This window comes from Candidatus Nitrosopumilus sp. SW (assembly GCF_006740685.1).
Taxonomy (GTDB): domain Archaea; phylum Thermoproteota; class Nitrososphaeria; order Nitrososphaerales; family Nitrosopumilaceae; genus Nitrosopumilus.
In genome coordinates this window covers 1,179,510-1,205,770 of sequence record NZ_CP035425.1, presented here as the reverse complement: position 1 = coordinate 1,205,770, position 26,261 = coordinate 1,179,510, and the positions used below count along the sequence as shown (strand labels likewise).

The 26,261-nt window shown below is 35.4% G+C and carries 31 protein-coding genes; 17 read left to right on the top strand and 14 right to left on the bottom strand.

Annotated features, from left to right (window positions below):
* Positions 1-14: 14 nt before the first annotated feature.
* The 10 genes from argC (at position 15) to Nisw_RS07240 (ending at position 8,584) form a co-directional block, all read left to right on the top strand.
* On the top strand, positions 15-1,061 hold the full coding sequence (gene argC, locus Nisw_RS07285) for an N-acetyl-gamma-glutamyl-phosphate reductase (RefSeq protein ID WP_141977809.1): 1,047 nt from the start codon (positions 15-17) through the stop codon (positions 1,059-1,061).
* A gap of 2 nt (positions 1,062-1,063) precedes the next feature.
* A complete protein-coding gene (locus tag Nisw_RS07280; protein ID WP_141977807.1) occupies positions 1,064-1,867 on the top strand; it encodes a [LysW]-aminoadipate/[LysW]-glutamate kinase in 804 nt (267 codons plus the stop codon).
* Positions 1,860-3,041: an aspartate aminotransferase family protein gene (locus Nisw_RS07275; RefSeq protein ID WP_141977805.1), complete on the top strand. Its 1,182-nt coding sequence runs from the start codon at positions 1,860-1,862 to the stop codon at positions 3,039-3,041. The genes Nisw_RS07280 and Nisw_RS07275 overlap by 8 nt, the downstream gene beginning before the upstream one ends.
* Positions 3,028-3,447 (top strand): HTH-type transcriptional regulator LysM, encoded by a 420-nt coding sequence (gene lysM, locus Nisw_RS07270; protein ID WP_141977803.1) that lies wholly within the window; start codon positions 3,028-3,030, stop codon positions 3,445-3,447. The genes Nisw_RS07275 and lysM overlap by 14 nt, the downstream gene beginning before the upstream one ends.
* 116 nt (positions 3,448-3,563) lie before the next feature.
* A complete protein-coding gene (locus tag Nisw_RS07265) occupies positions 3,564-4,727 on the top strand; it encodes a LeuA family protein (RefSeq protein WP_141977801.1) in 1,164 nt (387 codons plus the stop codon).
* 21 nt (positions 4,728-4,748) lie between these two features.
* Entirely contained in the window at positions 4,749-4,916 is a 168-nt protein-coding gene (gene lysW/argW / locus Nisw_RS07260; RefSeq protein ID WP_141977799.1) for an alpha-aminoadipate/glutamate carrier protein LysW, read from the top strand.
* Positions 4,913-5,755: a lysine biosynthesis protein LysX gene (lysX, locus tag Nisw_RS07255; protein ID WP_141977796.1), complete on the top strand. Its 843-nt coding sequence runs from the start codon at positions 4,913-4,915 to the stop codon at positions 5,753-5,755. The genes lysW/argW and lysX overlap by 4 nt, the downstream gene beginning before the upstream one ends.
* A gap of 3 nt (positions 5,756-5,758) precedes the next feature.
* Positions 5,759-6,886, top strand: a complete 1,128-nt coding sequence (locus tag Nisw_RS07250; protein WP_141977794.1) for a M20/M25/M40 family metallo-hydrolase — start codon at positions 5,759-5,761, stop codon at positions 6,884-6,886.
* Positions 6,886-7,923: a diphthine synthase gene (dph5, locus tag Nisw_RS07245; protein WP_141977792.1), complete on the top strand. Its 1,038-nt coding sequence runs from the start codon at positions 6,886-6,888 to the stop codon at positions 7,921-7,923. The genes Nisw_RS07250 and dph5 overlap by 1 nt, the downstream gene beginning before the upstream one ends.
* Positions 7,924-7,963: 40 nt before the next feature.
* A complete protein-coding gene (locus tag Nisw_RS07240) occupies positions 7,964-8,584 on the top strand; it encodes an adenylyltransferase/cytidyltransferase family protein (RefSeq protein ID WP_141977791.1) in 621 nt (206 codons plus the stop codon).
* A 1-nt stretch (position 8,585) separates the two neighbouring features.
* On the opposite strand, the gene Nisw_RS07235 is transcribed toward Nisw_RS07240, so the two are convergent.
* From Nisw_RS07235 to Nisw_RS07205, 7 genes are all read right to left on the bottom strand, one after another.
* A complete protein-coding gene (locus tag Nisw_RS07235; protein ID WP_141977789.1) occupies positions 8,586-9,020 on the bottom strand; it encodes a universal stress protein in 435 nt (144 codons plus the stop codon).
* Positions 9,021-9,059: 39 nt separating this feature from the next.
* On the bottom strand, positions 9,060-9,743 hold the full coding sequence (locus tag Nisw_RS07230) for a DUF120 domain-containing protein (protein ID WP_141977787.1): 684 nt from the start codon (positions 9,741-9,743) through the stop codon (positions 9,060-9,062).
* 8 nt (positions 9,744-9,751) lie between these two features.
* The gene (dnaG, locus tag Nisw_RS07225; protein WP_141977786.1) at positions 9,752-10,894 is read right to left on the bottom strand and encodes a DNA primase DnaG; all 1,143 of its coding nucleotides are present in this window, start codon (positions 10,892-10,894) and stop codon (positions 9,752-9,754) included.
* A 151-nt stretch (positions 10,895-11,045) separates the two neighbouring features.
* Positions 11,046-11,372 carry an iron-sulfur cluster insertion protein ErpA gene (gene erpA, locus Nisw_RS07220; RefSeq protein ID WP_370510676.1) on the bottom strand — a complete coding sequence of 109 codons (327 nt, stop codon included), beginning with the start codon at positions 11,370-11,372 and terminating at the stop codon, positions 11,046-11,048.
* Between the two features lie 113 nt (positions 11,373-11,485).
* The gene (locus Nisw_RS07215; RefSeq protein WP_141977782.1) at positions 11,486-11,884 is read right to left on the bottom strand and encodes a CBS domain-containing protein; all 399 of its coding nucleotides are present in this window, start codon (positions 11,882-11,884) and stop codon (positions 11,486-11,488) included.
* Between the two features lie 44 nt (positions 11,885-11,928).
* Complete coding sequence (locus Nisw_RS07210; protein WP_185736595.1) at positions 11,929-12,528, bottom strand: hypothetical protein; 600 nt, start codon at positions 12,526-12,528, stop codon at positions 11,929-11,931.
* A gap of 29 nt (positions 12,529-12,557) precedes the next feature.
* The gene (locus tag Nisw_RS07205) at positions 12,558-12,899 is read right to left on the bottom strand and encodes an ArsR family transcriptional regulator (RefSeq protein WP_141977780.1); all 342 of its coding nucleotides are present in this window, start codon (positions 12,897-12,899) and stop codon (positions 12,558-12,560) included.
* 95 nt (positions 12,900-12,994) lie between these two features.
* Here Nisw_RS07205 and Nisw_RS07200 point away from each other — a divergent pair, with 95 nt between their 5' ends.
* The gene (locus tag Nisw_RS07200) at positions 12,995-13,519 is read left to right on the top strand and encodes a plastocyanin/azurin family copper-binding protein (protein ID WP_141977778.1); all 525 of its coding nucleotides are present in this window, start codon (positions 12,995-12,997) and stop codon (positions 13,517-13,519) included.
* Positions 13,520-13,563: 44 nt separating this feature from the next.
* Here Nisw_RS07200 and Nisw_RS07195 read toward each other — a convergent pair whose 3' ends face one another.
* The 3 genes from Nisw_RS07195 to Nisw_RS07185 are packed head-to-tail and all read right to left on the bottom strand — an operon-like array spanning position 13,564 to position 17,205.
* The gene (locus Nisw_RS07195) at positions 13,564-14,325 is read right to left on the bottom strand and encodes an enoyl-CoA hydratase/isomerase family protein (RefSeq protein ID WP_141977776.1); all 762 of its coding nucleotides are present in this window, start codon (positions 14,323-14,325) and stop codon (positions 13,564-13,566) included.
* Positions 14,326-14,361: 36 nt separating this feature from the next.
* Positions 14,362-16,479 (bottom strand): 3-hydroxypropionate--CoA ligase, encoded by a 2,118-nt coding sequence (locus Nisw_RS07190; RefSeq protein ID WP_141977774.1) that lies wholly within the window; start codon positions 16,477-16,479, stop codon positions 14,362-14,364.
* A gap of 42 nt (positions 16,480-16,521) precedes the next feature.
* Positions 16,522-17,205, bottom strand: a complete 684-nt coding sequence (locus tag Nisw_RS07185) for a type 1 glutamine amidotransferase (RefSeq protein WP_141977772.1) — start codon at positions 17,203-17,205, stop codon at positions 16,522-16,524.
* A gap of 48 nt (positions 17,206-17,253) precedes the next feature.
* Between Nisw_RS07185 and Nisw_RS07180 the strand changes: the two genes are divergently transcribed.
* Positions 17,254-17,631, top strand: a complete 378-nt coding sequence (locus tag Nisw_RS07180) for a toprim domain-containing protein (RefSeq protein WP_141977770.1) — start codon at positions 17,254-17,256, stop codon at positions 17,629-17,631.
* Here Nisw_RS07180 and Nisw_RS07175 read toward each other — a convergent pair.
* Together Nisw_RS07175 and Nisw_RS07170 are read right to left on the bottom strand one after the other, a co-directional pair.
* The gene (locus tag Nisw_RS07175) at positions 17,628-18,902 is read right to left on the bottom strand and encodes a Glu/Leu/Phe/Val dehydrogenase (protein WP_141977768.1); all 1,275 of its coding nucleotides are present in this window, start codon (positions 18,900-18,902) and stop codon (positions 17,628-17,630) included. The two genes, Nisw_RS07180 and Nisw_RS07175, sit on opposite strands and share 4 nt — an antisense overlap.
* A gap of 74 nt (positions 18,903-18,976) precedes the next feature.
* A complete protein-coding gene (locus tag Nisw_RS07170) occupies positions 18,977-19,360 on the bottom strand; it encodes a winged helix-turn-helix domain-containing protein (RefSeq protein ID WP_141977766.1) in 384 nt (127 codons plus the stop codon).
* A gap of 111 nt (positions 19,361-19,471) precedes the next feature.
* On the opposite strand from Nisw_RS07170, the gene Nisw_RS07165 reads away from it, so the two are divergent.
* Genes Nisw_RS07165 through Nisw_RS07155 form a run of 3 tightly spaced genes read left to right on the top strand, consistent with a single transcriptional unit; the run spans position 19,472 to position 22,086 of the window.
* Complete coding sequence (locus Nisw_RS07165; protein WP_141977764.1) at positions 19,472-20,194, top strand: archaeal proteasome endopeptidase complex subunit alpha; 723 nt, start codon at positions 19,472-19,474, stop codon at positions 20,192-20,194.
* 48 nt (positions 20,195-20,242) lie between these two features.
* A complete protein-coding gene (locus tag Nisw_RS07160) occupies positions 20,243-20,935 on the top strand; it encodes a class I SAM-dependent methyltransferase (RefSeq protein WP_141977762.1) in 693 nt (230 codons plus the stop codon).
* On the top strand, positions 20,932-22,086 hold the full coding sequence (locus Nisw_RS07155) for an MFS transporter (protein WP_141977760.1): 1,155 nt from the start codon (positions 20,932-20,934) through the stop codon (positions 22,084-22,086). Before Nisw_RS07160 ends, Nisw_RS07155 begins: the two co-directional genes overlap by 4 nt.
* Here Nisw_RS07155 and Nisw_RS07150 read toward each other — a convergent pair.
* Positions 22,083-22,397 (bottom strand): P-II family nitrogen regulator, encoded by a 315-nt coding sequence (locus tag Nisw_RS07150; RefSeq protein WP_141977758.1) that lies wholly within the window; start codon positions 22,395-22,397, stop codon positions 22,083-22,085. The genes Nisw_RS07155 and Nisw_RS07150 overlap by 4 nt on opposite strands.
* 124 nt (positions 22,398-22,521) lie before the next feature.
* Between Nisw_RS07150 and Nisw_RS07145 the strand changes: the two genes are divergently transcribed.
* Positions 22,522-22,869: a twin-arginine translocase TatA/TatE family subunit gene (locus Nisw_RS07145; protein WP_141977756.1), complete on the top strand. Its 348-nt coding sequence runs from the start codon at positions 22,522-22,524 to the stop codon at positions 22,867-22,869.
* On the opposite strand, the gene Nisw_RS07140 is transcribed toward Nisw_RS07145, so the two are convergent.
* Positions 22,870-23,646, bottom strand: coding sequence for a site-specific DNA-methyltransferase (locus Nisw_RS07140; RefSeq protein ID WP_141977754.1), 777 nt, complete (start codon positions 23,644-23,646; stop codon positions 22,870-22,872).
* Between the two features lie 94 nt (positions 23,647-23,740).
* Here Nisw_RS07140 and Nisw_RS07135 point away from each other — a divergent pair, with 94 nt between their 5' ends.
* Complete coding sequence (locus Nisw_RS07135; protein ID WP_141977752.1) at positions 23,741-26,251, top strand: DEAD/DEAH box helicase; 2,511 nt, start codon at positions 23,741-23,743, stop codon at positions 26,249-26,251.
* Positions 26,252-26,261: the final 10 nt, after the last annotated feature.

Here is a 26,261-nt window from a genome sequence, read left to right as displayed (position 1 = left end):
CGAGGAGATTTATCATGAAAGTAGGTGTTGTAGGAGCATCAGGATATGTAGGTGGAGAGACACTCCGTCTTTTGGTCAATCACCCAGATGTTGAGATCACAATGGTCACATCAAGACAACATGTAGGGGAGTATCTACATAGAGTTCAACCAAGTTTGAAGGGTTTTACCGATCTGACTTTCTCAGAATTAGATTATGATAAATTAACTGACAAGTGTGATTTAGTTTTCACAGCAGTGCCACATGGAACTGCCACTGAAATTGTAAAAGCATTGTATGACAGAGGTGTGAAAATCATCGATTTGAGTGCAGATTACAGATTGCACGATCAAGAAGCATATGACAAGTGGTATGGTTGGGAACATCCACATCCAGATTATTTAGCTAAATCAGTTTTTGGTGTGCCAGAATTACACAGAGAAGATATCAAAAAAGCACAACTTGTTTCATGTCCAGGATGTATGGCAGTAACATCAATGCTAGCACTTGCACCATTAATTAGAAATGACATTATTGATACTGACCACATTGTTGTAGATTCAAAAATTGGTTCTTCAGGTGCAGGTTCGGGTTCAGGAACTGCACATGCAATGAGAGCAGGAGTTATCAGACCATACAAACCAGCAAAACACAGACACACTGGTGAGATTGAACAAGAGCTAAGTGAGATTGCAGGAAAGAAAATTCATGTTTCGATGAGTCCACATGCAGTAGATGTTGTTCGTGGAATTCTTTGTACAAACCACACATTCATGAAAAAAGACATCGAAGAAAAAGAGTTGTGGAAATTATATCGTCAAACTTATGGTGAAGAGAAATTTGTTAGATTGATTCGAGACAAAAAAGGATTATACAAATTCCCTGATCCAAAATTCTTGGTCGGTTCAAACTTTTGTGATATAGGATTTGATTTAGACGAAGACAACAATAGATTAATTGCATTATCTGCATCAGATAACTTGATGAAAGGTGCAGCAGGTTCTGCCATCCAAAACATGAACGTAATGTGCGGTTTTGATGAAATGGATGGATTAAGATACACACCACTAACACCTGTTTAGAAATGATCACTATCAAAATCGGTGGAAGTGTAGTAGACGATTTACATCCATCAACAATTACAGATATCAAAAAAGTTGCAGAATCAGAAGGAGTAATTCTGGTTCATGGTGGAGGTAAAGAAGTTACCAAAGTTTGTGAACAACTTGGAAAAGAACCAAAGTTTGTAACATCTCCTAGCGGAATCAAAAGTAGATACACTGACAAAGAAACTGCAGAAATTTTTACAATGGTAATGTCAGGCAGAATCAACAAAACAATTGTTCAGATGCTCCAAAAAAATGGCATTAATGCAATTGGATTATCAGGTGTGGATGCCAGAGTTATTGAAGCTGATAGAAAAAAGAAGCTTCTCATCGTAAATGAAAAGGGCAGAAAACAAGCAATTGATGGAGGATATACTGGAAAAATCAGAGAAGTCAACTCTACATTCATCAAATCACTCCTAGAACAAGGTCTTACACCTGTAATTTCGCCCATTGCAATTAGCGAAGAATCAGAATTTCTCAATGTAGACGGGGATAGGGCAGCAGCGTATGTTGCAGGAAAAGTTGGAAGTGACAAAGTATTATTCATAACAAATGTAGACGGACTCTTAATGGATGACAAAGTGGTTCCAAAACTTACATTAGCAGAAGCAAAAGAAATTAGACCAAAGATTGGACCAGGAATGGAAAAGAAGATTTTAGCATCAACTGAGGCATTAGATATGGGAGTGAAAACAGCATTAATTGCAAATGGTCAAAAAGAAAATCCTATTTCATCAGCCATTGCACATGATAATTGTACGGTGATTGAACATGAGTGAAGACCAGTACATGGGCAATCTCTATCAGAGATTTCCAGTTACAATAGAAAAAGGAAAAGGATCTCATGTTTGGGATATCGATGGTAAAGAGTACATTGATTGTATGGGAGGATACGGTGTAGCATTAGTAGGGCACCAAAATCAAAGAGTTAACAATGCAATAAAAGAACAAATTGACAAAATCATAACAGTACATAGTTCACTTTACAACAAAACAAGAGAAGAATTTTTGAAAACATTAATTGGTTTAGCTCCTGAAGGATTAACACAAGTTCATCTCAACAATAGTGGTGCAGAAGCAATTGAAGCTGCAATAAAGTTTGCAAGAAAATTCACAGGCAAGAAAGGAATGGTCGCAATGAAAGGATCCTATCACGGAAAATCATTTGGCGCATTATCATTAACATTTAATCCAAAATACAAAAAGGCATTTGCTCCACTAGTGGAAAAAGTTTCATTTGCATCATATGGCGATATTGAATCACTACGCGAAGTAATTGATGAGGACACAGCATTTGTGATTTTAGAACCAATTCAAGGAGAAAGCGGAATTAATGTTGCACCAGACGGTTTCTTGCAAGATGTAAGAAAGCTTTGTGATGAAAAAGGAATTCTGTTAATCTTTGACGAAATACAAGCAGGTTTAGGTAGAACAGGACGATTATGGGCTTGTGATCATTGGAACACAGCACCAGATATTTTGTGTTTAGCAAAAGGAATTGCAGGAGGAGTTCCAATGGGTGCAACTCTCGTAAGACCAGACATTTTAGCTTCTATGAGCAAGGGAGAACATTCTTCAACTTTTGGAGGAAATCCAATATCATGTGCAGCAGGGATTGCAGCACTAAAATCAATTACAGAAGACGGATTAATTGAGAATTCAGAAAAGATGGGAAAACTTTTCAGAGAAGGCTTGGAGAAATTAAAAGAAAAACACAACATGATTAGAGAAATTCGTGGCAAGGGACTCATGATAGGTGTAGAAATGAAGTTTGAAGTCAGAGATATTTTGATGGGATTAATCAGAGAAGGTGTTCTTATGTTGTATTCTGGAAGAAATATTCTTAGAATTTTGCCCCCATTAGTGATTACTGAAGAAGATGTAACAAAAGTTTTACATGCTCTAGATATAATACTAACAGAAGAGGAGCAAAAACGGGATGTACAAGGATAACATAGATGAAAAAATTATAGGGTATCTGAAAGAAGATTCAAGGGAATCATTTGTAGATATTGGGAAAAAACTAAAACTATCAGAATCAGCAGTACGAAGACGTGTTAAGAATCTCATAGGAAATGGGACTATCAAAAAATTTACTTTGGAATTAGGAGAAGAAAATGCAACTAGTGCAATTGTTCTAGTATCAGTAGATTCTGCAACAGATACATCAAAAGTTTCATTAAAACTTGCAAAACTTGATGGGGTAAAAACAGTTTATGAAATAACAGGTCAATACGACATTACAACAATTATGAGTGCATCAAGTATTGCAGAAATTAACAACAGTATTGATGCATTAAGAAAGATTCCAGGTGTAGTAGATACTAACACTGTGATTATTTTAAGAAAAGTTATCTAAACCGACTTTCGGTTAAAAATTTTAATTCAAAACTAGTTTAGGATCATTTTTAGTCATTTTCAACGAATCTAGTACGAATATGTTTATATCATCAATTTATGTCAACGAATTCTGTAATGAAAGATCCGAATCACTATGCAAACCTGTACAATGCATATGAAAAGAATCCAAAGAAGATCAGAGTACTAGACAGCACTCTAAGAGAAGGAGAACAACATCCAGGTGTTTCATTTACAAATAAACAAAGAATCCAAATTGCATGGATGTTAGATTATTTTGGGGTAGACCAAATTGAAATTTCACCAGTTGTATCAGGTGATCACAAAGAGGCAACAAAGACAATCATCAAGCAAGGACTAAAAGCAGACATTGTTTCTCATGGACGTGCTCTCAAAGAAGACATTGATGTTTCATTAGATTGCGATGCAAAATGGTGTGCAGCATATCTAGGAATTTCAGATATTCATCTTAAAGATAAACTTCGTATTTCAAGAGAAGATGCACTTGAGCGAGCCGTTGAAACTGTAGAGTATGCAAAGTCACACGGATTAAAAATTAGATTTACAGTAGAAGATGGAAGTAGAGCAGAGCCAGAATTTTTACTCAAAGTTTGTAAAGCAATAGAAGAAGCAGGTGTCGATAGAATAAGTTTACCAGATACTGTAGGAATATTGCGTCCAATTGGAATGTATAATTTCGTTAAAAAAGTAAGAGATTCCATAGACGTTCCATTAGATGCACATGTCCACAATGATATTGGATTTGCAGTAGCTAACGCATTTTCTGCATGTGATGCAGGAGTTGATCAGATTCATACTACAATTGATGGAATTGGTGAAAGAACAGGAATTCCTCCACTTGCAGAAGTTGCAGTTGCTTTAACATATTTGTACAAATCACCAAATGATTTCAGATTAGACATGTTGTTGGATTTATCTAGATTGATTGAAGAATATACTTCAATCAAACCATATGATTCAAAGCCAATAGTTGGGTCCTCAGCATACAAACACAAAGCAGGAACACATCTTGCAGCAATACTAAGAAATCCTGCAGCATATGAGCCCATACCACCTAGAGCAGTAGGAAATAGAAGAAGAATTGTATTTGGAGAACTGGCAGGAAAGACAGGAGCTGCCTATTTGATGTCACTATTAGGATTAGAAAAAGATGATGAGAGTGCAAAAGCAGTCGCAGCTGGATTAAAAGGTCTAAGAATGGGAGATCTGATCGAAATTCCTCTTGAAGACAGACTTGAAAAAATAATTAACGATAAATAGAGAGGAGGTGGAGAAGAGAATATGTCAAAATGTGAAGAATGTGATGCAGAAATTTCCATACCAAGTGATGCACTTGAAGGAGAAATTGTAACATGTCCGGAATGTGGCGCAAGTTTTGAATTAGCAAAAGGTTCAGACGGTTTCGATCTAAAGCCTGCCCAAACGGTTGGCGAGGATTGGGGACAGTGAGTCCCGACGTTACGATTCTTTATGATACCATCCGTTGGGAAGAAAAAGGCCTACTAGAAGCAGGTAAGAAAAAGGACATCAACATCCAGATGGTTGATTGTAAGAAATTAGCAATAGATTTAGAAAAAAAACCTGAAGATTATGGAGTAGTCATACAAAGATGTGTAAGCTATTACAGAAATTTGCATTCAACAGCAGCTCTTGAAGGATTAGGAGTCAAAGTAATCAATTGTCTTAATACAGGAATCTTTGCAGGAAACAAATTATTCACACATATGTTGTTAAAGAAGGCAGGAGTTCCAACACCAGATGCAACAGTTGCATTTTCAAAAGATGCAGCCCTAGAAGCATTAGAGTTACAAGGATATCCAAAAGTGATCAAACCAACAGTTGGGAGTTGGGGCAGACTAATCTCAAAATTAAATGACAAAGATTCTGCTGAAGGAATTATTGAAAGTAGAGAGAACATGTATCCAATTTATCAAGTTCATTATCTAGAAGAGTTTGTAAAAAGACCACCTAGAGACATCAGAGCAATTATGGTTGGAGACAAAATTGTTGCAGCAATTTACCGCAACTCTGAGCACTGGAAGACAAACATGGCACTTGGAGGAGTGGCAGAACCATGCAAGGTAACACAAGAAATGGAAGAAATGTGTATTAAGGCAAAAAATGCAGTTCAAGGAGATATCGTAGGTGTAGATTTGATGGAAAGCGAAGAGAAAGGATTGGTTGTTCACGAAGTAAACAATACAACGGAATACAAAAACACAGTTAGAGTGTGTGAAGTAGATATTCCTTCGCTAATGTTAGATTATGCACTTAAGATAGACAAGTAAGAATTGGACACTCACTTTACGGTTACACCAAGATTTGCAACAAAAATGCTTGAGAAAGCACTTAGATTGTACACACCATCTCTTAGTGAAAAACCAATGGCAGAATTTCTTGCAGACAAATGTGACGATTTAGGATTTGAAGATATTCAAATTGATGAAGTCGGAAATATGATTGCACGAAAAGGTTCAGGTTCACCAAAAATAATGTTATGTGGTCACATGGATGTAGTTCCAGGTAAAGTAAAGGTAAGAAAAGAAGGAGATTCACTTTACGGTAGAGGTGCATCAGATGCAAAAGCACCTTTAATGGCTATGTTATTTGCTGCAGCATCAATACAAAACAACAACGGAACAATAATTTTTGTTGGTGCAGTTGATGAGGAAGGAAATGCAACAGGAATCAAAAATCTAGTTAAAAAAGAGATGGATGTAGATTATGCAGTTTTTGGAGAACCAAGTGGAATTAAACAAGTAACAATTGCATACAAAGGACGATTAGCGATAAATCTCAAGATAAGCGTAGAGGATAGTTCACATGCAAGTGCACCATGGCTCTCAAAAAATGCAATTTTAGAATCAATGATTTTTGCAAGAGAATTAAAAGAAAAACTAGAAGAAAATCAAGAGAATAGAACAAAGGGAATGTTATTGACTGCAACTATGACAGAAGTAAAAGGAGGGACAAGTCACAATGTTACTCCAAAAGAATGTGAAACAACTTTTGATATCAGAATTCCAGTTGATATGAACTGCAAATCTATTGAACAAAAGATTGCAAATTTAGTTAAAGAAATTGCAGAAAAAAGAGATGTGGAGGCATTCTACTCAATTCTTGATGAAACAGAACCATTTGAGGCAGCACATAACTCTCCATTAGTGCGTGCATTTACTTTGGGAGTTATGGATGTAGAACATTCTAGACCTAAGCTAATCAGAAAAACAGGTACAGGAGACATGAATGTGTTGGGTACACAATGGAATATCCCAGTTGTAACGTATGGCCCAGGGGACCCTCACGAAGCTCACACTATTGATGAAAAAGTTTCAATTGACGAGTACCTTAGAGGAATAGAAATTCTCAAGAAGATGCTACAGCATTTAAAAAGACTTCATGATAGAAATATGCAGTAATGCTCTGGTTTGTAGGTTTAGGAATTTCAGGATTCAAATCAATTCCTAATGAGGCAATTGATGTTTTAGCAAAAGCAGATATTGTATATCTAGAACAGTTCACAAGTCCCATTGGCAAATCAGATCTAACTAAAATTAAAAACGCAACAAAAGGAGAGTTCAGACCAGCAAAAAGATGGTTAGTTGAAGATGGAAATGAGATTTTAGAAAATGCAAAGAAAAAGAAAGTTGTCTTGTTATCGTATGGAGACCCATACATTGCTACAACACATATCGAGTTACGTGAAAGAGCAATTAAAGAAAAAATAAAGACATATTCTATTCATGCATCTTCATCATTAACCTCAATGATTGGAGAGTGCGGTCTGCATTTTTACAAAGTTGGAAGAATTGCAACCATAATGAGCGAGATGAAATCACTTACAACACCATACTATGTAATTTACAAAAATGTAATAGAAGGGAATCATACCGTACTTCTTTTAGAGTTTAATCAAGACAAAGATTTCTTTTTAGACCCCAAGGATGCATTGAATGGATTATTAGAAACTGAAAAAGGCCAGAGAAGAAAAGTTATCAGTTCATCAACGTTTGCCATTGTTGCATCAAGAGTAGGATTCAAAGACCAAAAGATAGTATCAGGTAAAATTTCTAGCCTAAAAAAGATAGATTTTGGAAAACCTCCACATACAGTGATAATTCCAGGAAGGCTGCATTTTACAGAATCAGACGCATTGAAGGTTTTAGGAGAATGTATTGATGAGCCATTTGATAATGCAGAGAAAACAAGAAAGATTTCTTCTCAGATGATTGAAAAATACGTTCCAATGGTAAGAGAAGCACTTGAAGAGGTTGAACCATATTACAAGGATCAAAAAGAATACCAAGTGATTTTAGAAAATGCAGAATTGTATGTCAAAGATGCAGAGAAATTTTTAGAAGACGGTCAAGACGAGGTTGCCATCCTAAGTATTGGATATGCAGATGGGTTAGTAGATGCATTAAGGTTAGCCAAAGGTCTAGATCCCAAAATGTAATTTTAGCGATGAATTAAAGAGAGGGAGAAAAATAGGAAAAATGTTGGAATCAGTTCAAAGAGTAATTCTTTCTACAATTTACGTATCTCAAATTAATGGTACTAACCCAATTGAAAAGATCAAAGAAAAAACTGTACTTTCTATTGAGCAAATTAATTCAGAAATTAATGAGTTGGTAAAAAATCAATTTGTGAAAGAAGATAAAAAATCACTCACAGAATCAGGGCGAAATTCTTTGAAGGTTGTTTTAGCTGGAGGGGTTTTTGACATTATTCATCCAGGACACATCTACACTCTCAATGCTGCAAAAGAATTAGGTGATGTTCTTGTGGTAGTTGTTGCTACAGATAATACCGCAGTAAAGATGAAAAAAAGACAACCGCTTCACTCCCAAGAACAAAGACAAGAATTGGTAAATTCACTATCCATGGTAGACCTTTGTCTAATTGGGCAAGAAGATGATATTTTCAAGACAGTAAATAATGTAAGGCCACAAATAATTGCACTAGGATATGACCAAGCTCATCAAGAGAAATTCATTACAGAAGGATGTAAGAAAATCAATCTAGATGCAAAAGTTGCAAGATTGCAATCTCCAATTCCAGATAGTTCTAGCTCAAAAATCGAAAAAGAGTATGGTGAATCAATTCACGGAATTTGATTCATTGTTTAGTTGTTAAAACGTGACATTTTGCTTTGTGATGAATTGTGTTGATAATATCATCATACAGAGTAGATTCAGTCATGGATAGTTTCGGATAGTCTACAATAAGCATATCAACTTTATTTTCAGAAACATAGTCAATTACCCAATGAGCAATAGAGTCAGTCAATGCAAATTTAGTTTTAATTGGGACATTTTTCTTTGCAGCAATTTTTTCCCATTTTGATAGTTCATTTTTTATTTGATCCTTTCTTTTCTGTAAGTCAATTTTATCAGTTTTTGTCTCAAAGAAATGAAATGTCGGAGGTTTTTGGTAAAAGCATTCAATCACAGAAAGAGGACATCCTAATTTTTGTGCCAATTCCAACCCCAAGTCAAAAGACTTTTTGTCATGAGTTGGGGTGATTATAGCAACTGTAATTTGTTTAATCAAGTAATAATTCTAACAATCTTACTGTTAATCAATTTTTGGTTATGAGGAAATAGGTATCTTGATGGTTATTTTAGAACCGTCTTTTAGTTTTGCAGTTTTTCTCATGCAAGTTTTTGAAATTAACTCAACAACAGAGTTATCATGGTGAGTACGTTCAAGTAAAATCATATCGCAATTAATTGAATTGTTTAGTTTTGCAGGGAAACACTTGACCCAACCATAAGTTCTCTTTCCATCAGAAAAGCTCTTAATTTTGATTCCATCCAGAGTTTCAAATTGTTTGACTGCTTCTTGATGAATTTTTTGATCTAATCTTACATTAAGAGTTCCTGGGAAGGGAACATAACCAATTTTTGATTTGAATTGTTTTGTGTATCCCTTTAGCCCCATGTAATATGCTCCTTCGCCCATTCCAGATACCAAAGTCCCTTTTAGTTCAACATGAGATGGAAAAGAGTTCAAGCTTTTTTGTAGTGTTGTAGATAGTTTTACCATTTCAGAAAATCCCTTTGGAGTAATTTTTACAGAGACGTTTCTTCCACTCATTATTCGGTCAATGAATTGATTTTGTTCTAGTTCAAGTAGATGTTTTGATGCAGCTTGCTGTGATTTTTCGATGTTCTTTCCCAAAGAAGAAGTGGTTATTGAAACATAGTTGTGTTTAGCACCTTTAGAAAGAAGATAAGATAAAGTTAGGATATGCTGAATTTTTAGTTCAGGCATCTAAGATCCTATGCTACGCCGAGGTCACCGAATGTTTTGAGAGTCATACCATCAGAGTTTGATAGTTTTGCTACTCTGTGTCCAACTACACATTCAATTCCTGCGTTTTTGGCACCCTCTAAGAGTCTCTGAGTGATGATTCCATCTAATAGAAGATACTTGATTCCAGATTGTGTTGAGAGTTTACTGACAACCTCACTAATTGGAACCTTAAAGATTTCATTATTGTCACCGTCTAATGCAACTGCTTCAAGAGTTTCATTTAGAGTTGGAAAAACTTTTGCTGCCATTTCTGCAAGGGGTTTATCATCTGCACTTTTCAGTGAAGGTGCAGGTTTTCCACTTTTGATTTCTTCAGCAACAGGACTAAGAATCTCATCGATTCTTTGTGGAGTTAATTCTTCAACTTCAACATCATTGTCAGCTCTTAGTTCGTAGTCAATTGGAACAACAGATTTTAGTTCTTTGAGAATAAATCCGCCTGCTCTATCACCATCTAAGAAAGCTACAACAGTATCTTTAGAACTACATAATTCTTTGATAGACTCATCAATTTTTGCACCTTCAATTGCAAGAGCATTATCATATCCAGCTCTGAGAAGATTGATTACATCAGCTCTTCCTTCAACTAGAATTACCCAGTTTGAATCAGCCAGACCAGAACTGCATGTTAGTTTTGATGGTCCATATGTGGATAATTTTTTAGAATCACCTTGATGGACGTCATTTAGCATACTTTCTCCTTCACTAACAGTTTTAGTTGCCCATTTTTGCTTGATTTCTTTTGCACGTCTCACAATGTCATCTTTCTTTGCAGCACGTACATCATCAATTGCTTCTAAAGTAAATTTACAATCAAAAGGACCGACTTTGTCAATGCTTTCAATTCCAGCTGCAATTAATGCACAAGTATCAATATCAGTACTCATAGGGATTAATGCATCACCAGCAGTGGTGTTTGCAGTAGTTCTAGCACTTACTTCAATGCGACCTACTTTTGAAACTCGTTGCAGTTCATTCAGATTCATCTCAGGGCCCAACAGTCCTTCTGTTTGGCCAAAGATGGCTCCGATTATATCTGCTCTTTCAACGAGCCCATCAACTTCATAGGAAAGTTTAACATGATATTTGACAATTCCTGATTGAGGCATAAATTATTCATCTCCTTAATTATCATGTTTTGACTCTCTGTATTCGATATATGAGGGTATCGCAAAAATCTGCACTAAAAAACCAGAATTTTTGAAAAAATGCCTGCAATGCAAACGCTAGAGGATGTAAAAATGAAAAATGATGGTGTGTTTATTCAGTACTAAATGAATGACCACATGAACAGGATTTTGTAACATTTGGATTGTTAATCTTAAATCCAGAACCCATTAGGCTTTCAATATAGTCAACGTTTGCACCTTGTAGATGGTCAACGCTGTAACTGTCAACTAAAAGTTTTACACCATTTTCTTCCATGACTAGATCATCTTCTTCTGGTGCTTTTTCAAAGCCCATTCCATAAGACAAACCAGAACAGCCTCCACCTTGAACATATACTCTAAGGTATTCAGGGGATTCTGCTTCTTCTTTCATGAATTCTTTGATTTTCTCAGCTGCTTTTGTAGTAACTGTGATCATCTTTTGTGTTTGTTCAGTTGCCATAATGAACAAAAAAGTCGGCTCAAAATATAATAAGCTTTTCCAACCCAACACACTAGTAATCCAAGAAATCAGTCGTTTTTTATCAAATTTTAGAGACTTGCAAAATGTTTGACCAGATCAGTAGAGGTAATTATGCCAATAATTCGGTCATCATCAATTACAGGTAATTTTCGAATATTTCTTGTAGACATCAAATCTGAAGCAGTAAAAAGATCAGAATCAGGATCAATTGAAATTAGAGGGGTCGACATTATTCTTCGGATAGGAGTATCAATAGGATATGAATGAGCAGTGATTTTAATTGCAAAATCCCTATCAGTTACGATCCCAACAGGAGATCCATTCTCTAAAACAGCAATTGCGCCAACATTAGAATTCTCCATCATTTTTGCAGCATCAGTTGCAGTAACAGAGGAATCTACAGAGATAACGGAGTTGCTCATGATTTCTTTGACAAGGGTTTTTTGTTGAACAGTGTCAGAACTCATGCAAGAGATAATGTCATATGATATTTCAAAGGATTTACTGAATTTCAATCATGATAATCATGTTCATTAAAATCAGAGCCCAGTTGAACAGTAAGAATTACAGTAGAATCAGTGGTTTGGAATTTTAATTCTTTATCAGGTAAGAAACTACGAAAGACTTGTGTTAGTAATTGTTCTGTAAAAACAGACCATTTCATTCCAAGTTCATGTTGAATCAAAAAGCTATGCATGTCACCTTCAATTCTATGATCAGAGTTCATTCCAGATGCCCTCATGTAATCCTCCAGGGTTTCAATACATCGTTTCAAATCATAACCTCCTTTGATAAACAAAACAGTGTCTTTGATCATTGGAAAAATCAATGTAATAATTTCATCAATGTCTTTTCCATCAAGTTCACTGCCCAAAGATTCCAAGATTCCTTTTGGAACAGGAATCATTCCAATTTTGTTTGAGAATCTATCCCACTGAACATATTTTTCCAGAATCTGTTTTACAAGAACATTCTGAGATATGCTTTTCATTGTAGCTTCAGTTTCTAGTTCATTGACTAGTTTTTCTGGAAGCCTATAGGTAATACTACGTGTTGATTCTTTCTTTTGGTTGTGGACCTGTCTGTTTGAACCCAATTTCTCTTTCAACATGTCTCAGATCCCCAATTATAAAATGATAGTTAACTCGTACTAGACGAGTTAGGAACGATTTCGATGGATGTTTCCTCCAAATTGCATTTTAGAGATATGGATTTTACCTTACTCTTGTAAAGGAAGTATTTCTTTCCATCTTCATTTATCGAACCGGAGATTGCAAGTAATTTTGCATCATATAGAGTTTGTAATCTTCGGTATACTGTACTGATAGGGATTTTTTTATCACTAGATAATTCCATTGCAGATTTTGGTTTTTCTAGTGTATCATGGAGGATTTGTTTGCAATATTTGTCAGCTAGGACTTCTAAAATTATTTGCTTTCTTTCATCATCCATTATTTTTCTTGTTTGGACTAATTCTTGCATAATTATCATGTGTGATTATCAGATTTAATAATCAAGTATGCATTGCATTGCATTGCACTCAAATATTATAAATTACAGGATTTCAATGGTTTTGTATGAAACGCAGTTCAAAAACAATGGCCGTATTGGTTTTAGTTTTTGCAGTTTCAATAGTTTCACTTTCAATTAATGTAGCAAATGCACAAGCAGTACCAGAATGGGTGAAAAATACAGCATTGTGGTATGGTGAAGGAATTGTTTCTGAAGGCGAATTTCTCAACATGATAAAATTCTTGATTGAAAACAAAGTCATTGTAATAGACAACATAGAAGAACCTGTTCCAAAAGCAGTTAATTCACAAGTGGTCATTCCAAATGGAAACTTTGACGTCACAGGTGCAGGTTTCTATTCACCATTGAATTTAGAAATTCCAGTAGGAACCACAGTTACATGGATAAATGATGATTCAGTACCACATAACATCCAAAGTATAGATGTAAGTGGAAAGGTGATACAAATGTTTAACAGTCCACCACTAAATACAGGGGACAGATTTGAGTTTACATTTGAAGAAGAAGGAGTTTACAAATACTATTGTTCATTCCATCCATGGAGAGTTGGATTAGTTACAGTATCCTAGAATTGAAAAAATAACTAATAAAATAAGAAAGAGATAGGAAATAGCTATTTCTTTGACTTGTTAACAAATGCAGTCATTCTCTCTTGGCGGTCTGGATGTGTAAAGCAGTTTCTCCAAGCAAGGATTTCCAATCCAAGACCAGTATCAAGGTCTGCATTTCTTCCCTTGTTGATTGCAACTTTAGACATCTGTACACCCATTGTAGAGTTTCCAGCAATTTGTTGTGCCATTTTCAAAGCTTCTTCTTGTAATGATGCAAGAGGAACGACATGGTTTACAAGACCAATTTCTTTTGCTTCATCTGCTTTGATCATTTTACCTGTGTAAACAAGTTCTTTTGCCTTTGCTATTCCCACGATTCTCATTAATCTTTGTGTTCCACCCCATCCAGGAGGGACACCAATTGTTACTTCTGGTTGACCCAGTCTAGCAGTATCTGCTGCTATTCTAATATCACAAGACATTGCAAGTTCACAACCTCCACCTAATGCAAAACCATTAACGGCTGCAATAGTTGGCTGTTTAACTAATTCAACTGTTGAAGTAACAAGCTGACCAGTCTTTGCATATTCTACTGATTCGTCTGCAGAGATTTTTGACATGTATTCAATGTCTGCACCAGCAGAAAATGCTTTTTCGCCTTCACCAGTCAAAATGATAACTTTGACATCATCATTCTGGTTTAGTTCTTCAAAAGTTTTGATTAGTTCTTTTGCAACATCAGTATTCATAGCATTGAGTTTGTCAGGTCTGTTGATTTTGACAGTACAAATGCCATCAGAAGTAGATGTGGTAACTAGTGACATGAAAATTTGTCAAGTCATGTGAGACTTAAATGTTATCTATTTTTTAGAAATTTTTCCCCATTGATGGAGTGCAGATGCTGCTGCAACCCAAGTTCTGAGGTCTTGGTAAACTGGGACATTATGTTTCTCAATTAATTTAATCATTTTTTCAGTGTATGGACCACCGTTACCACCACACAAAAGAGGTTTCTTTCTTTTCTTTTGGAAATCAGCTAAATGATCAACTATTGTTTCTTCTAATGGGTCATCTTGGAATACAAACCAAGGCATTGCAATATCGATATTTTTCTCATCCATAAATTGTTGAATAACAAATCTATAATCTTCTGCAGTTGCACCGCCACCAACATCAGCAGGATTACCGTTGTGAATTGGAACTGCAGGAGGAAAGTGTGCTTTCATTTTTTTGACATTTTGTGGAGATAGTTTTCCGATAGTTAGACCATATTTTTCTAATTGATCAATTCCACCAATCATTGGACCTGCACCATTACTTGTCATTGCAACTTTGTTGCCCTTTGCAGATGGTTGCCATGCTAGTGCCTTTAGAACTCCAGCTAATTCTTGATAACTTTCAACTGAGATAATTCCTGCCTGCTTAAATGCTCCCATAATGATTGCATTTGAACCACCAAGTGAGCCTGTGTGAGATGCTGCTTGTTTTGCACCAGCAGCAGTTCTTCCACTCTTCCAGATAACAATTGGTTTGTTTTTCTCTTTCATTACACGTTTTGCAACATTGATGAATTTTCTACCATCACCAAATCCTTCAACGTATAATCCAATTACTTTAGTTTGAGGGTCATTTGCAGCATACCAAATCATATCTGCTTCATCAACATCAGAACGGTTACCAAAGCTAATCATCTTTGAGAGACCAAAGACATCGGCACTTTCCAACATACTAATTCCCATTGTTCCACTTTGTGAGAAGAATGCAACAGGACCGAGTTTTGAGCGAAGCATTCTTTCTTGTCCTTGGAATGCACAATCAAGACGATTTGCTGCATTAAACATTCCAATACAGTTAGGACCAATAATTCTAATTTTGTGTTTTTTAGATAATCTTGCTACTTCAGCTTCATATGCTGCTCGTTCACCACCAAGTTCTTTTCCACCACCAGATACAATTACAACACTGTGAACTCCTTTCTTTGCACAGTCCTCTAAGACAGGAGGAGTCATAGACAAATCAACTGAGACAACAACTAGATCAACATCACCTGGAATATCTGCAACAGATGGATAGCATTTTTGTCCAAAGATTTCATCTGCTTTGGGATTAATTGGGTAGACCTTTCCTTTGAAATCATAATTTACCAAACTATCCAAGATAGAGTTACCAATTTTTCCAGGACTAGCAGAAGCTCCAACTAGTGCGACAGATTTCGGAGTAAAGAATGTCTCCATATCGGTAATGTTTGGTTTGGCTTTTGAGATAGAGTTTGTTTTCTTCTCTTTGTTTAAGATAATTTTTGCATCAACAACATAGTGTGATTTTGGATATACGATTACGGGGTTAAAGTCAATACTGTTAATATAATCAGCATTTTCTACGCCTAATTTTCCAATGTCTACTAACATTTTTGCAACCATGTTAGTGTCAATTGGTTCACTTCCTCTGAATCCCTTGAGAAGTTTTGAGCCCTTTAGTTCATTTAACATGGATTTTGCATCAGAGGTGGTAATTGGTAGCATTCTAAATGCAACATCTTTCATAACTTCTGTCATGATACCACCCATTCCAACCATTATGATTGGACCAAATTGGGAATCATTTTGTATACCTACAATAAGTTCAACACCTTTTGGAACCATTTTTTCCAAAAGAATTCCTTTAACATCAACACCTTTCTTTTTAGAAAGTCTGCCATACATGTCAGTGAATGTCTTTTTTACATCATTGATATTTTCTAAACCAACTTTAACTCCACCAACATCAGTTTTGTGTAAGATTTGAGGAGACACCACTTTCATTACAAGTGGAAATCCAATCTTCTTTGCTTGTTTTGCTGCTTCTTCAGCAGAAGTTACTAATGCATAAGGTGGTACTTTAACACCATAAGTTTTGAGAATAGATTTTGATGATTCTTCAGTGATGACTTTGTGATCAGTTTCAATAATTTCATCAAAAATTTTCTTAACTGCAGCCATCGTTCGATCGATGAAGTCAAAACTCAATATATTAAACTTTGGTCAAAGTTGAAATTCTGATTTGAAATTATTGTAAAAATTCTTCATATTCGATTTTACAATTGAAATATTTTGATCAATATCAGAACGGATTTTTTTTGGATCGATGTAAGGGATTTTTTGGAGTTTTTCCTCAGTATTATCAAGCCACAGATTTACCATTGCTTCATTTACTTCCAAATGAAATTGTAGTCCTACTGCACTTTTGTATTGAAATGCTTGGTTCTGATAGTGCTCAGATGAGGCTAGAGGGATGGCACCATCAGGCAAATCAAAGGTATCACCATGCCAATGAAATACAGTAAATGGGTTTTGAAAACCAGAGAATAATCCAGAGTCATTTGAGGTTTTGAGATCATTATAAAATCCAATCTCTTTTTTTGGACCAGAGTAAACTTTACCACCAAAAGTTTTTGCAATAAGTTGAGAACCCAAACATATTCCCAATACAGGAATATTTTTTTTAACAGAATTTCTGATTAGTTGTTGTTCTTCTCTAAGATAGGGTAAATCATCATTTGCACTTTCAGGAGCACCCAAAATTACAACAAGGGAAAAATCCTTGTCAGGAATTTTTTCATGTTTTGCGTTAATTGATGTAATATTATATCCATCTTCTTTTAGAAGTTCTCCAAGGTAACCAGAGCCTTCAATTCGAGTATTTTGTACAAGTAATACATCAGACATGTTTTAGATATACAAAAGTGCTTAATATGTTAAAATGAATTAAGATGCATGTTTGTAACACATCAAGAGATTTCAGAATTACAAAATTTTATTTTTCAACTAAATTCTCTAAGAGAAGCAGTGGTAGTAGTTGAGGGAAAAAGGGATTTTAATGCATTAAGAAAATTAGGATTCCAAGGAAAAATTTTAGAATTTCACAAGTTTGGAGGAATTAACAACTTTGCAGATTCAGCTGCTAAATACAAAAAAATTATTCTTTTGTTTGACAGAGACAAAAAAGGAAGATACCTTACTGGAAAAACAATTCAGTTGTTGCAAAGAAGAACCAAAGTAGATCTTGTTTACAAAAAGAAATTACGACAAATTACAAAAGGAAAGATAATGTTTATTGAACAACTAGTTTGTTACGAGTCTTATTTTGCCTAAGGCCAGATACCTTTTTGGTTAAAGGCTTCAAGTACTCTTTCCACAGCCAAAACCATGGTTGCCTTTCTCATATCGATTTTGTGTTTTTTGGATAATGCATAGGCATCTTTGAATCCCTGAGTGATGTTTTTCTCCATCTTGTTTGCAACCTCATCAAAAGTCCAATAGTAACCCATGTTATTTTGAACCCATTCAAGGTATGAAATACACACACCACCAGAGTTTGCCAAGATATCAGGAATAACTAGAATCTTCTTTTGTTCAATTATTGGGTCTGCTTCAGGCAATGTTGGACCGTTTGCAGCTTCTGCAATAATTTTACATTTTAGGTTTTTAGCGATTTTAGCTGTAATTTGATTTTCAAGTGCACCAGGAACTAGAACATCACATTTCATTGTAAGTAGTTCTTCAGTAGTGATTTCTTTGCTGCCAGGGAATCCGAGAACACTTCCTTTCTTTTGTTTGTGTTCCAAGATTTTACTAACTTTGGCACTTTTTGGAATTGAAATAGAACCTTTAGAATCACTTACTGCAATTACTTTTGCACCCATCTTCTCAAGATATTCACCTGCAAACGTTGATGCATTACCAAATCCTTGTAAGACAACTTTAGCACCTTTAAGATTAAGTTTCAATGTCTTTGCAGCTTCTCTAACTGTGTATGCAGCTCCCAAACCAGTTGCTACATTTCTTGCTAGAGAACCACCCATCGAGATTGGTTTTCCAGTAATAACACCTGGAGAGTATTTGTTGCCGTTTAGTTTGCTAAATGTATCCATGATTTGCGTCATCTCTTTTCCTGTTGTGTAAACATCAGGAGCTGGAATGTCTTTTTCAGGACCTATTACTTCTGAAATTTTATATGCAAATCCACGAGTAAGTCTTTCTAATTCATTTTCACTTAATTTTTCAGTTTTTGGATTAACGTAAATTCCACCTTTACCACCGCCTAATGGAACATCAACAATTGCACATTTCCAAGTCATCCAAGATGAAAGTGCCATCACTTCACGTTCCATGTATTCAACTCCACCTTCTGGATTAAAGTATCTGATACCACCTTTGTATGGACCTCTATCGTTATTGTGTTGACTTCTAAAACCGATGAACACTCTAACTTTTCCGTCATCCATAGTAACAGGAATTTTTACTCTAAGAATCCTGTTTGGTATTGCAAGATAATCCCGTATACCTTTGTCTTTAATTCCAAGAATATCACATGCATCGTTGACCTGTTTTGTTGCATTTGCAAATGGGTCAGATTTTACCAAGACGATCGATCTAGGAATATTCCAATTATATAAGTTTGGTTAAAAATTTCTGATCGCATTTCATAACATGTGAATCAAAGATAGACTTTCTTGTAATTCATCTTTCTATCTAGTTTATCGATTGCCTCATCGAGAGCAGAGATATTGATTTCAAGAAAGTTTGACAAGTGAAATATTGCGCCATATTTCTCACCAATTTTTGACACCATATTGTTTTTCTCAAGGACTTTCATATGATGTTGTATGGCTTTGTAATCAAGTTCAAGTTCTTGTGAGAGTTGATGAGTGTTGTAAGGTTTGTCTAGAAGACTCATGATGATTCGTAGTCTGGTAAATCCCCCTCTAGTACTTGTAAACAAGTAAAAGAGTAATTTTCTAGTTTGTTTATCGGGTTTTCTTTGTTCTGAGACTTTTCTAGATCTAAGAATTTCTTTGAATTCTAATAATTGATTTGCCATATTTCTTAAAGTAAAATATGCACATTTTGCTTAAAACCCTATTTCCAGATCTTTTCCACATTCAGGCTTGACAATTACCCTTAAATTGACTGAGGATGAACTCGTGATAACATGATGGCATCACGTGGTTACGATATGACCCCTACCATGTATTCTCCAGACGGTAGAATTTACCAAGTCGAATATGCTATTGAGACTGTAAAAAGAGGAACTTTAGCAATTGGTGTGCTTAGTAAAGAAGGAGTCATCATGGCAGTTGAGGAAAAACCTCGTACATTACAAAGTACAGATGTTACACAGAAAATTTTCCAAGTAGATTATCACATTGGTGTTGCTGCAGCAGGATACATTCCAGATGCACGTGTTCAAGTTGACAATGCAAGATTCTTCTCACAAGGAAATAGAATGACCTATGATGAATCAGTAGAGGTTGCCACTGTTGCAAAACATCTAGCAGACCAAGCTCATCAATTTACTCAGTATGGAGGAGTTCGTCCAAATGGTGTTTCGATGATTATTGCAGGTGTTGACCAAAAAGGTGAATCAATCTATGTAACTGATCCTAGCGGAACTTATGTTCAATTTGCAGCAATTGCTATTGGAGCAGGTTCAGATGATGTAAATGCATTCTTGGAGAAAAATTATAGAGATGATTTGAGTTTAGAAGATGCAGCAGCATTGGCAATTGCAGCAATTAATCTAAAGGCAGAGAAAAAAGAAGGAATCAGTGACATCAAGATGGCAAAAATTTCAACTGAATCCAAAATCTTTGAAAAAGTATCTGAAGCAGACTTGGAAAAATATTCTCAAAACGCATCAAAGTTTGTTCCTTAGAATTTTAGATTTGAAAGATATTCATTTCAGTGTATGAGACGATAGATAATGGGTTTAGGAAGTAATTATTGGGGAGAAGTAATTGAAGTACTTCGTGAAATTATTCCAGTTTATGACAAAGTAAATTCAATCATATCATTAGGAAAAGATGTTGAGCACCGTAATCGCGGAATTTCAAACAGAGTTCTTCCAGGAAATAAAATACTTGATGCAGGTTCAGGATTTGGTAACATGTCAAAGACGGCATTGAAACTAACTGATGGAAAAATTTCAGTGACACTTTATGATCCCCTAGTTCCAATGCTAAAGAATACAGGTTCACATTTTGAAAAAACTCCAGACATGGCAAATGGTGTTTTTGAACACATTCCATTTAGAGATGAAGAGTTTGATGCAGTGTTGTGTGGTTATTCCCTAAGAGATGCAATAAATCTCAGAATTGCAATCTCGGAAATTCACAGAGTCTTGAAAAAAGAGGGGAGATTTGTGATAGTAGATTTGGGAAAACCGGATAGTTCATTCATCAGAGCAGGAGTTGCATTTTATCTCAGATGCATCCTACCAATTCTTGCATTTACTGCAGGAGGTAAACTGGGATTAAAGTTTGGAACACTCTATGGAACTTTCAAGAGATGGCCACAAAACAAAAAGCTAGAAGGTTTGTTGTTAGAGAAATTCTCAAGAGTAGAATTTGAGAAAGATCTTATGGGTGGAGCAATAATGGTTGCAGCATACAAATGAACAAAGTTCTGATTCTAGTTAACATCACAGGTCTAATCATTGGAATTTCTTATGGATTGCATGGACCAATTCTTCCAGTATTTGCAAAAAATGTCATAGGTGCAACATATTCAGAACTAGGATTAATCGGATTAGCTAATTTCATTCCTTACATGTTCATTCCGTTGTTTGTAGGTATTCTTCTTGACAGATTTAACAACGGATATCTTTTGGCTTTGGGAACTGCAATTAATTCTGCATCAATTTACCTTCTATCAATTGCACAATCAGTTCCAGAAATAATGGGATTCAGGATTATGACAGGTGTGGCACATGCATTTTTCTGGCCACCATGTGAATCCATCATATCAAATGAAAGTACAGAGAAAAGCAGAGTAAAAAACATCTCATGGTTTACAATGTTTTTTGTAATTGGGTTCATGGTAGGGCCGTTACTAGGCACAGTGTTTTTGGAAAACCTCGATACCAGTTATAGAATACTATTTCAAATCACATCATTCATTCTGGCCACAGCACTAATTTCATCAATTCTTGTTTCAAGAAAGAGTGTAAGAAATCATCATGAACATTTCTCATTTTCATCAATCAAAGAAATGAAGAGGTTTCCTGAAGTCATAATTTTATTGCTTTTTTGTACATCCTCTTTTGGAATAATTCTGACAATTTATCCAGCATTTCTAAATGACAACGGGATGACAGATACAGACATTTTGTTATTGTTTTTTGTTTTTGGAATTTCACGGGTGGTATCATTGGCACTTGCAGGAAAATTTGCAAGAAAAACAAGTCAGACCTTAATTGCAGCAGTTTTTGCAGTTTCAGCAGGACTAGCAATTTCAGTAGTAGCTGATTCAATCATTACTTTTGGAATCGCATTGGTTTTGATGGGATTTGGTTTTAGTATATTTTTCCCATTAACATTAGAGATAATTCTAAGCAAGACGAAAAAAGGAATTTCAGGTAAAATTATTGGCGCATATGAAACAGTTTTTGGAATGGGTTGGGCAATAGGACCTACTCTTGGAGGTCCAATAACACAATCTTTAGGAGACAATACACCATATCTGATATTTTGTGTAATAGGAATTGGAGTGGCACTACTTGCAATTATTACTAGAAAGAAACTAGAGCCGCAAAGAGTATTGTATTAGATATCCATTGTTCCACGTTTTTTTGTGCAGATATCTAATGCATCAACAACTTCAGTTACAAAGACTTTACCGTCACCTTTGGTTCCAGTACATGCAACATTTGCGATTGCGTTGATGATTTCATCTACTTTAGGATCGTCAGCTACACAGATTATCATGTCTCTGCTAAAGAACTCTCCAACTAGAGGAGGATCTTGTGCACCTTGGCCTTGAACTTGATGAACAGTTACACCACCTACACCAACTTTTTTGATAGCAGCAATAACTTCATCTTTCTTTCCAGATGGAACTATTGTTTCAATTTTCTTCATATTGGTAAACTATCTTGAATTTATTTAAATCAATAACTACTTCTCATTCGTGATATTCATGAATGGACTCACTAGGCATAATTTCAAACATTACGTTTAATTTCAAAACACGACACATGAGATCATGATAGATTATTCACTAAATGTAGGAGGTAGTGAATGGATAATCATAATTTTTGTTGCGCTAGTTTTGATTTTAGGAACAGGTAAACTTCCAGGGGCAGCACGGAAACTTGGAAAAGCAGTAAATGAATACAACAAGGCAAAAAATGACATTCAACAAAGCATGAAAGAAGTCACAGAAGAAGCACCAAAGATTTCAGGACCAGTGGAATCAGAGAGACAAAAACTAGAGACCATTGCAAAATCAATAGGAGTCAAAGTTGATGGAAAAACAGATGATGAATTAAGAAAAATTATTTCAGATAAAATTGGCCAAAGGAAAATAGACGAGCCAGAAAACAATCAATGATTATTTTGATTTTTTAATTCGATACAGATCTTTGTCAAGTCGCTTTTTTGCAAACTTGTAGTAATCAGGAACAATTTCAAATCCAAGATATCTCCTACCAAGAGATTTGCTTACAACTGCAACCTGTCCGGAACCAAGAAAAGGATCAAGCACAATGTCTTTTTTTTCACTAGAGTATTCCAAGAGTTTTTGGATTAATTCAGAAGGAAGTTTGGTTGGGGTTTTTTCATCACCAGTCCAGTATTCTCTTTTGATGTCCCAAACGTCTTCTTTGTCTTTGTAGTGAAGACTGCGGCCATCCTTAGTTTTGTCCTCTTTTTTGAACCTAGAAAAGGGAAAGAACTTTCGTTTTTTGTCATCTTTGCAGACATAAAGACAATGATAGTGAGATGTGACAAATTTCTTTTTTGTAACTACACCAAACTGATACTTCCAAATGATGTGATTAATGGTAGTAAACCCAACATCATCTAATGCTCTCAAAATATCTTTGAGGTTATTCCATCCAGAAAAGACATACATGCTTCCAGAGTCCTTTAAGATTCGAAAAACTTCACTCATCCACGAAAATGTAAAATCATAATAGTCCTCAGGTTTGATTTCATTATATCCAGAGAGGACATGTGATGAGGTTCTGTTATAATTTGCCTTTTTTGCCTTGAAATTTATGGCAAAAGGAGGATCGGTGATAACCAAATCAATTTTGTTTTTAGGAATAGAGTTCATCCCATCAACACAGTTTTGATTGTAAATTTTGTTAATCTCGATTTTTTTCATTTTTAAATTCAAGACTAGTTCCTAGCATAATAATGTCATGGGTAAATACTATGAAGTAACAATAAATCACTAATCGTTTCTTAGCAAATAGATCTTGAAGTTATCATGTCCAAAATGCAAGTCCAGAATTGAGATTCAAAAGACTTTCAATAAAAAAATGCATGTATCATGTAGTAATTGTGGAATTGAGGATCTGTTAGAATTCTCAAAAAATGTTGATGAGGTGTTTTTGGAGTTTCTTTCAAGATATGACAAGGGATTGGTCACAGAAAAGGGACTATCTGAAGGACTCAAAGATGAAGGGATTGTCAGGGATGAAAGTGAAATTAAAAGTATGATTGGTAAAAACAAGCCAGACAAAATAACTGAAGAGATATTATTTTCAAAAAAAGACTATGTTTCACAATACAAGGTTTTGAGTAATCCTGAGCCTAAAATGGGCTGTAAAATTGATGATTTGGGACTAGATGAATCAATCACAGAGCATCTAAATGAATTAGGAATTGAGCAATTTTACAAATTCCAAGAAGAGGCAATAACTGAAATTACATATGGCGAAAATGTAGTAATTGAGGCTCCAACTGCCTCAGGAAAAACAGAAGCATTTTTGATTCCAGTAATTCAAAGAATAAAAAAAGATTCCAATGAGGGAAATGTTTTTGCAATTTTTGTTTATCCAACAAAAGCACTTGCACGAGACCAGTTCCCCAAAATCAAAAAGTTTGCACAGAAAATTGGAGTCAGAGTGGAGGTCTTTGATGGAGACACAAAACAAAATGACAGAAGAGAGATTATTGAAAATCCACCACAAATTCTTGTAACAAACTTTGATGTGCTACATTACCATATGTGGCACCAAACAAAATTCTCATCAATTTTGGCATCTACAAAAATTCTAGTCACAGATGAGGCTCATGTATACTCAGGAATTTTTGGTTCTAATGTTCATTATATCATAAAGAGACTCAAAAGAATTTGCACAAACAAATTACAATTTGTTGCAGCATCTGCTACACTTGAGGATGCCAAAGAATTTTGTGAGAAATTGTTTGGAGAAAAGATGCAGAAAATTCAAGGTTCAGGAAAAAAAGGGCAGACAGACTTTGCGATGTTATTTCCATCACTTCGAACTCAAAGGGCTTTGATGGTAGAACTCACAAAGAAACTTACTGAGAAAAAACACAAGACTATGGTCTTTAACAATTCACATCTCAATTCTGAACTTTTAGCAATTCAGGCAAAAAAGCAAAAGGTCAACATCAAAGTTCACAGAGCAGGATTAATGGCAAATTATCGTACATTTGTTGAAAAGCAGTTCAAAGAGGATATTCTTGATGCAATTTCATGTACTCCCACGCTTGAATTAGGCATAGATGTAGGAAATGTTGATTGTGTGATTTCATCGACCATCCCAGTAAATCGACTAATTCAGAGAATTGGAAGGGCAGCAAGAAAAGGGCAACGAGGGTATGCATTTTTGGCTTTAGGAAATGACCCAATCTCACAATATTACAAGAATCATCCAGATGATTATTTTGAAGATACTGAAAAAACATACATCGATCCCAAAAATCCATTTGTTGAGGAATTCCAAGTATTAGCAATGGCATGCGATAGACCAATCTCAAAACATGAACTCAAAGAGCACCAGGATGTAATTGAACATCACATCATCAAAGAGAATCTAAAAGAATTCAACAACAGAATAATTCCTAATTTTGATAAAATCAATTCTCTTCTAAACGAATACAGCATTAGAGGAATAGGAAAATCAATTGATATTTTCTTAAATGGAAAAAAAGTCGGAGATAGAATATTACCAATTGCATTAGAGGAATTACACAAAGATGCAATCTATTTTCTTGCAGGAATTCGTTACAAGGTAAAAGAGTTTGATTATCCAGAAAAAAATTATGCAAAGATTGAGAAAATTCCAAGAGACTATCCATATTATACAAAATCACTTACTGAAGAGTGGCCTACAATTGAGACAGTGTTTGAGAGAAGAGTAGCAAATGGAGTCGAAATTGCATTTTGTAAATTACATATTGAGAAAAAAGTATACGGATACGTCAACATTGAACTCGGGCAAGAAGTTACACAAGGAGAGAAAGTTCTACTGGACACACCACTAGAATATGATTTTGTTACAAAGGGCATTGTCTTTCATGCACCAAGACCTCTCAAAGTAATGGGAGAGTCTGAGGATGAAGAATATACTGAAGCCAGTGGATATCATGCAACAGAGCATGTTGTAATTGAAGGAAGTAACATGATAACAGGAGGAGTGTCTCAAGATTTGGGAGGAATATCACTGGGCACATCAGGCTTGATTTTCATCTACGATGGAGCCATTGGTGGAAGTGGTGCAAGTAAGGCACTATATGACAGATTTGAGCAAGCCCTTGAGAGAAGCATGTTCATCGTAAAAGAATGTCCATGCAAAAATGAAGCTGGATGTCCAAGATGCACATTTTCATACAGATGTGGAAATAACAACGAGTATTTGCACAAGTATTCAGCATTAGAGATTTTAGAGAGGATCAATAATGGTGAAAAAACACAACTAGTTGATCCTACAGAAGGAGACAGACCGTTAGTATAATCAAAATGGG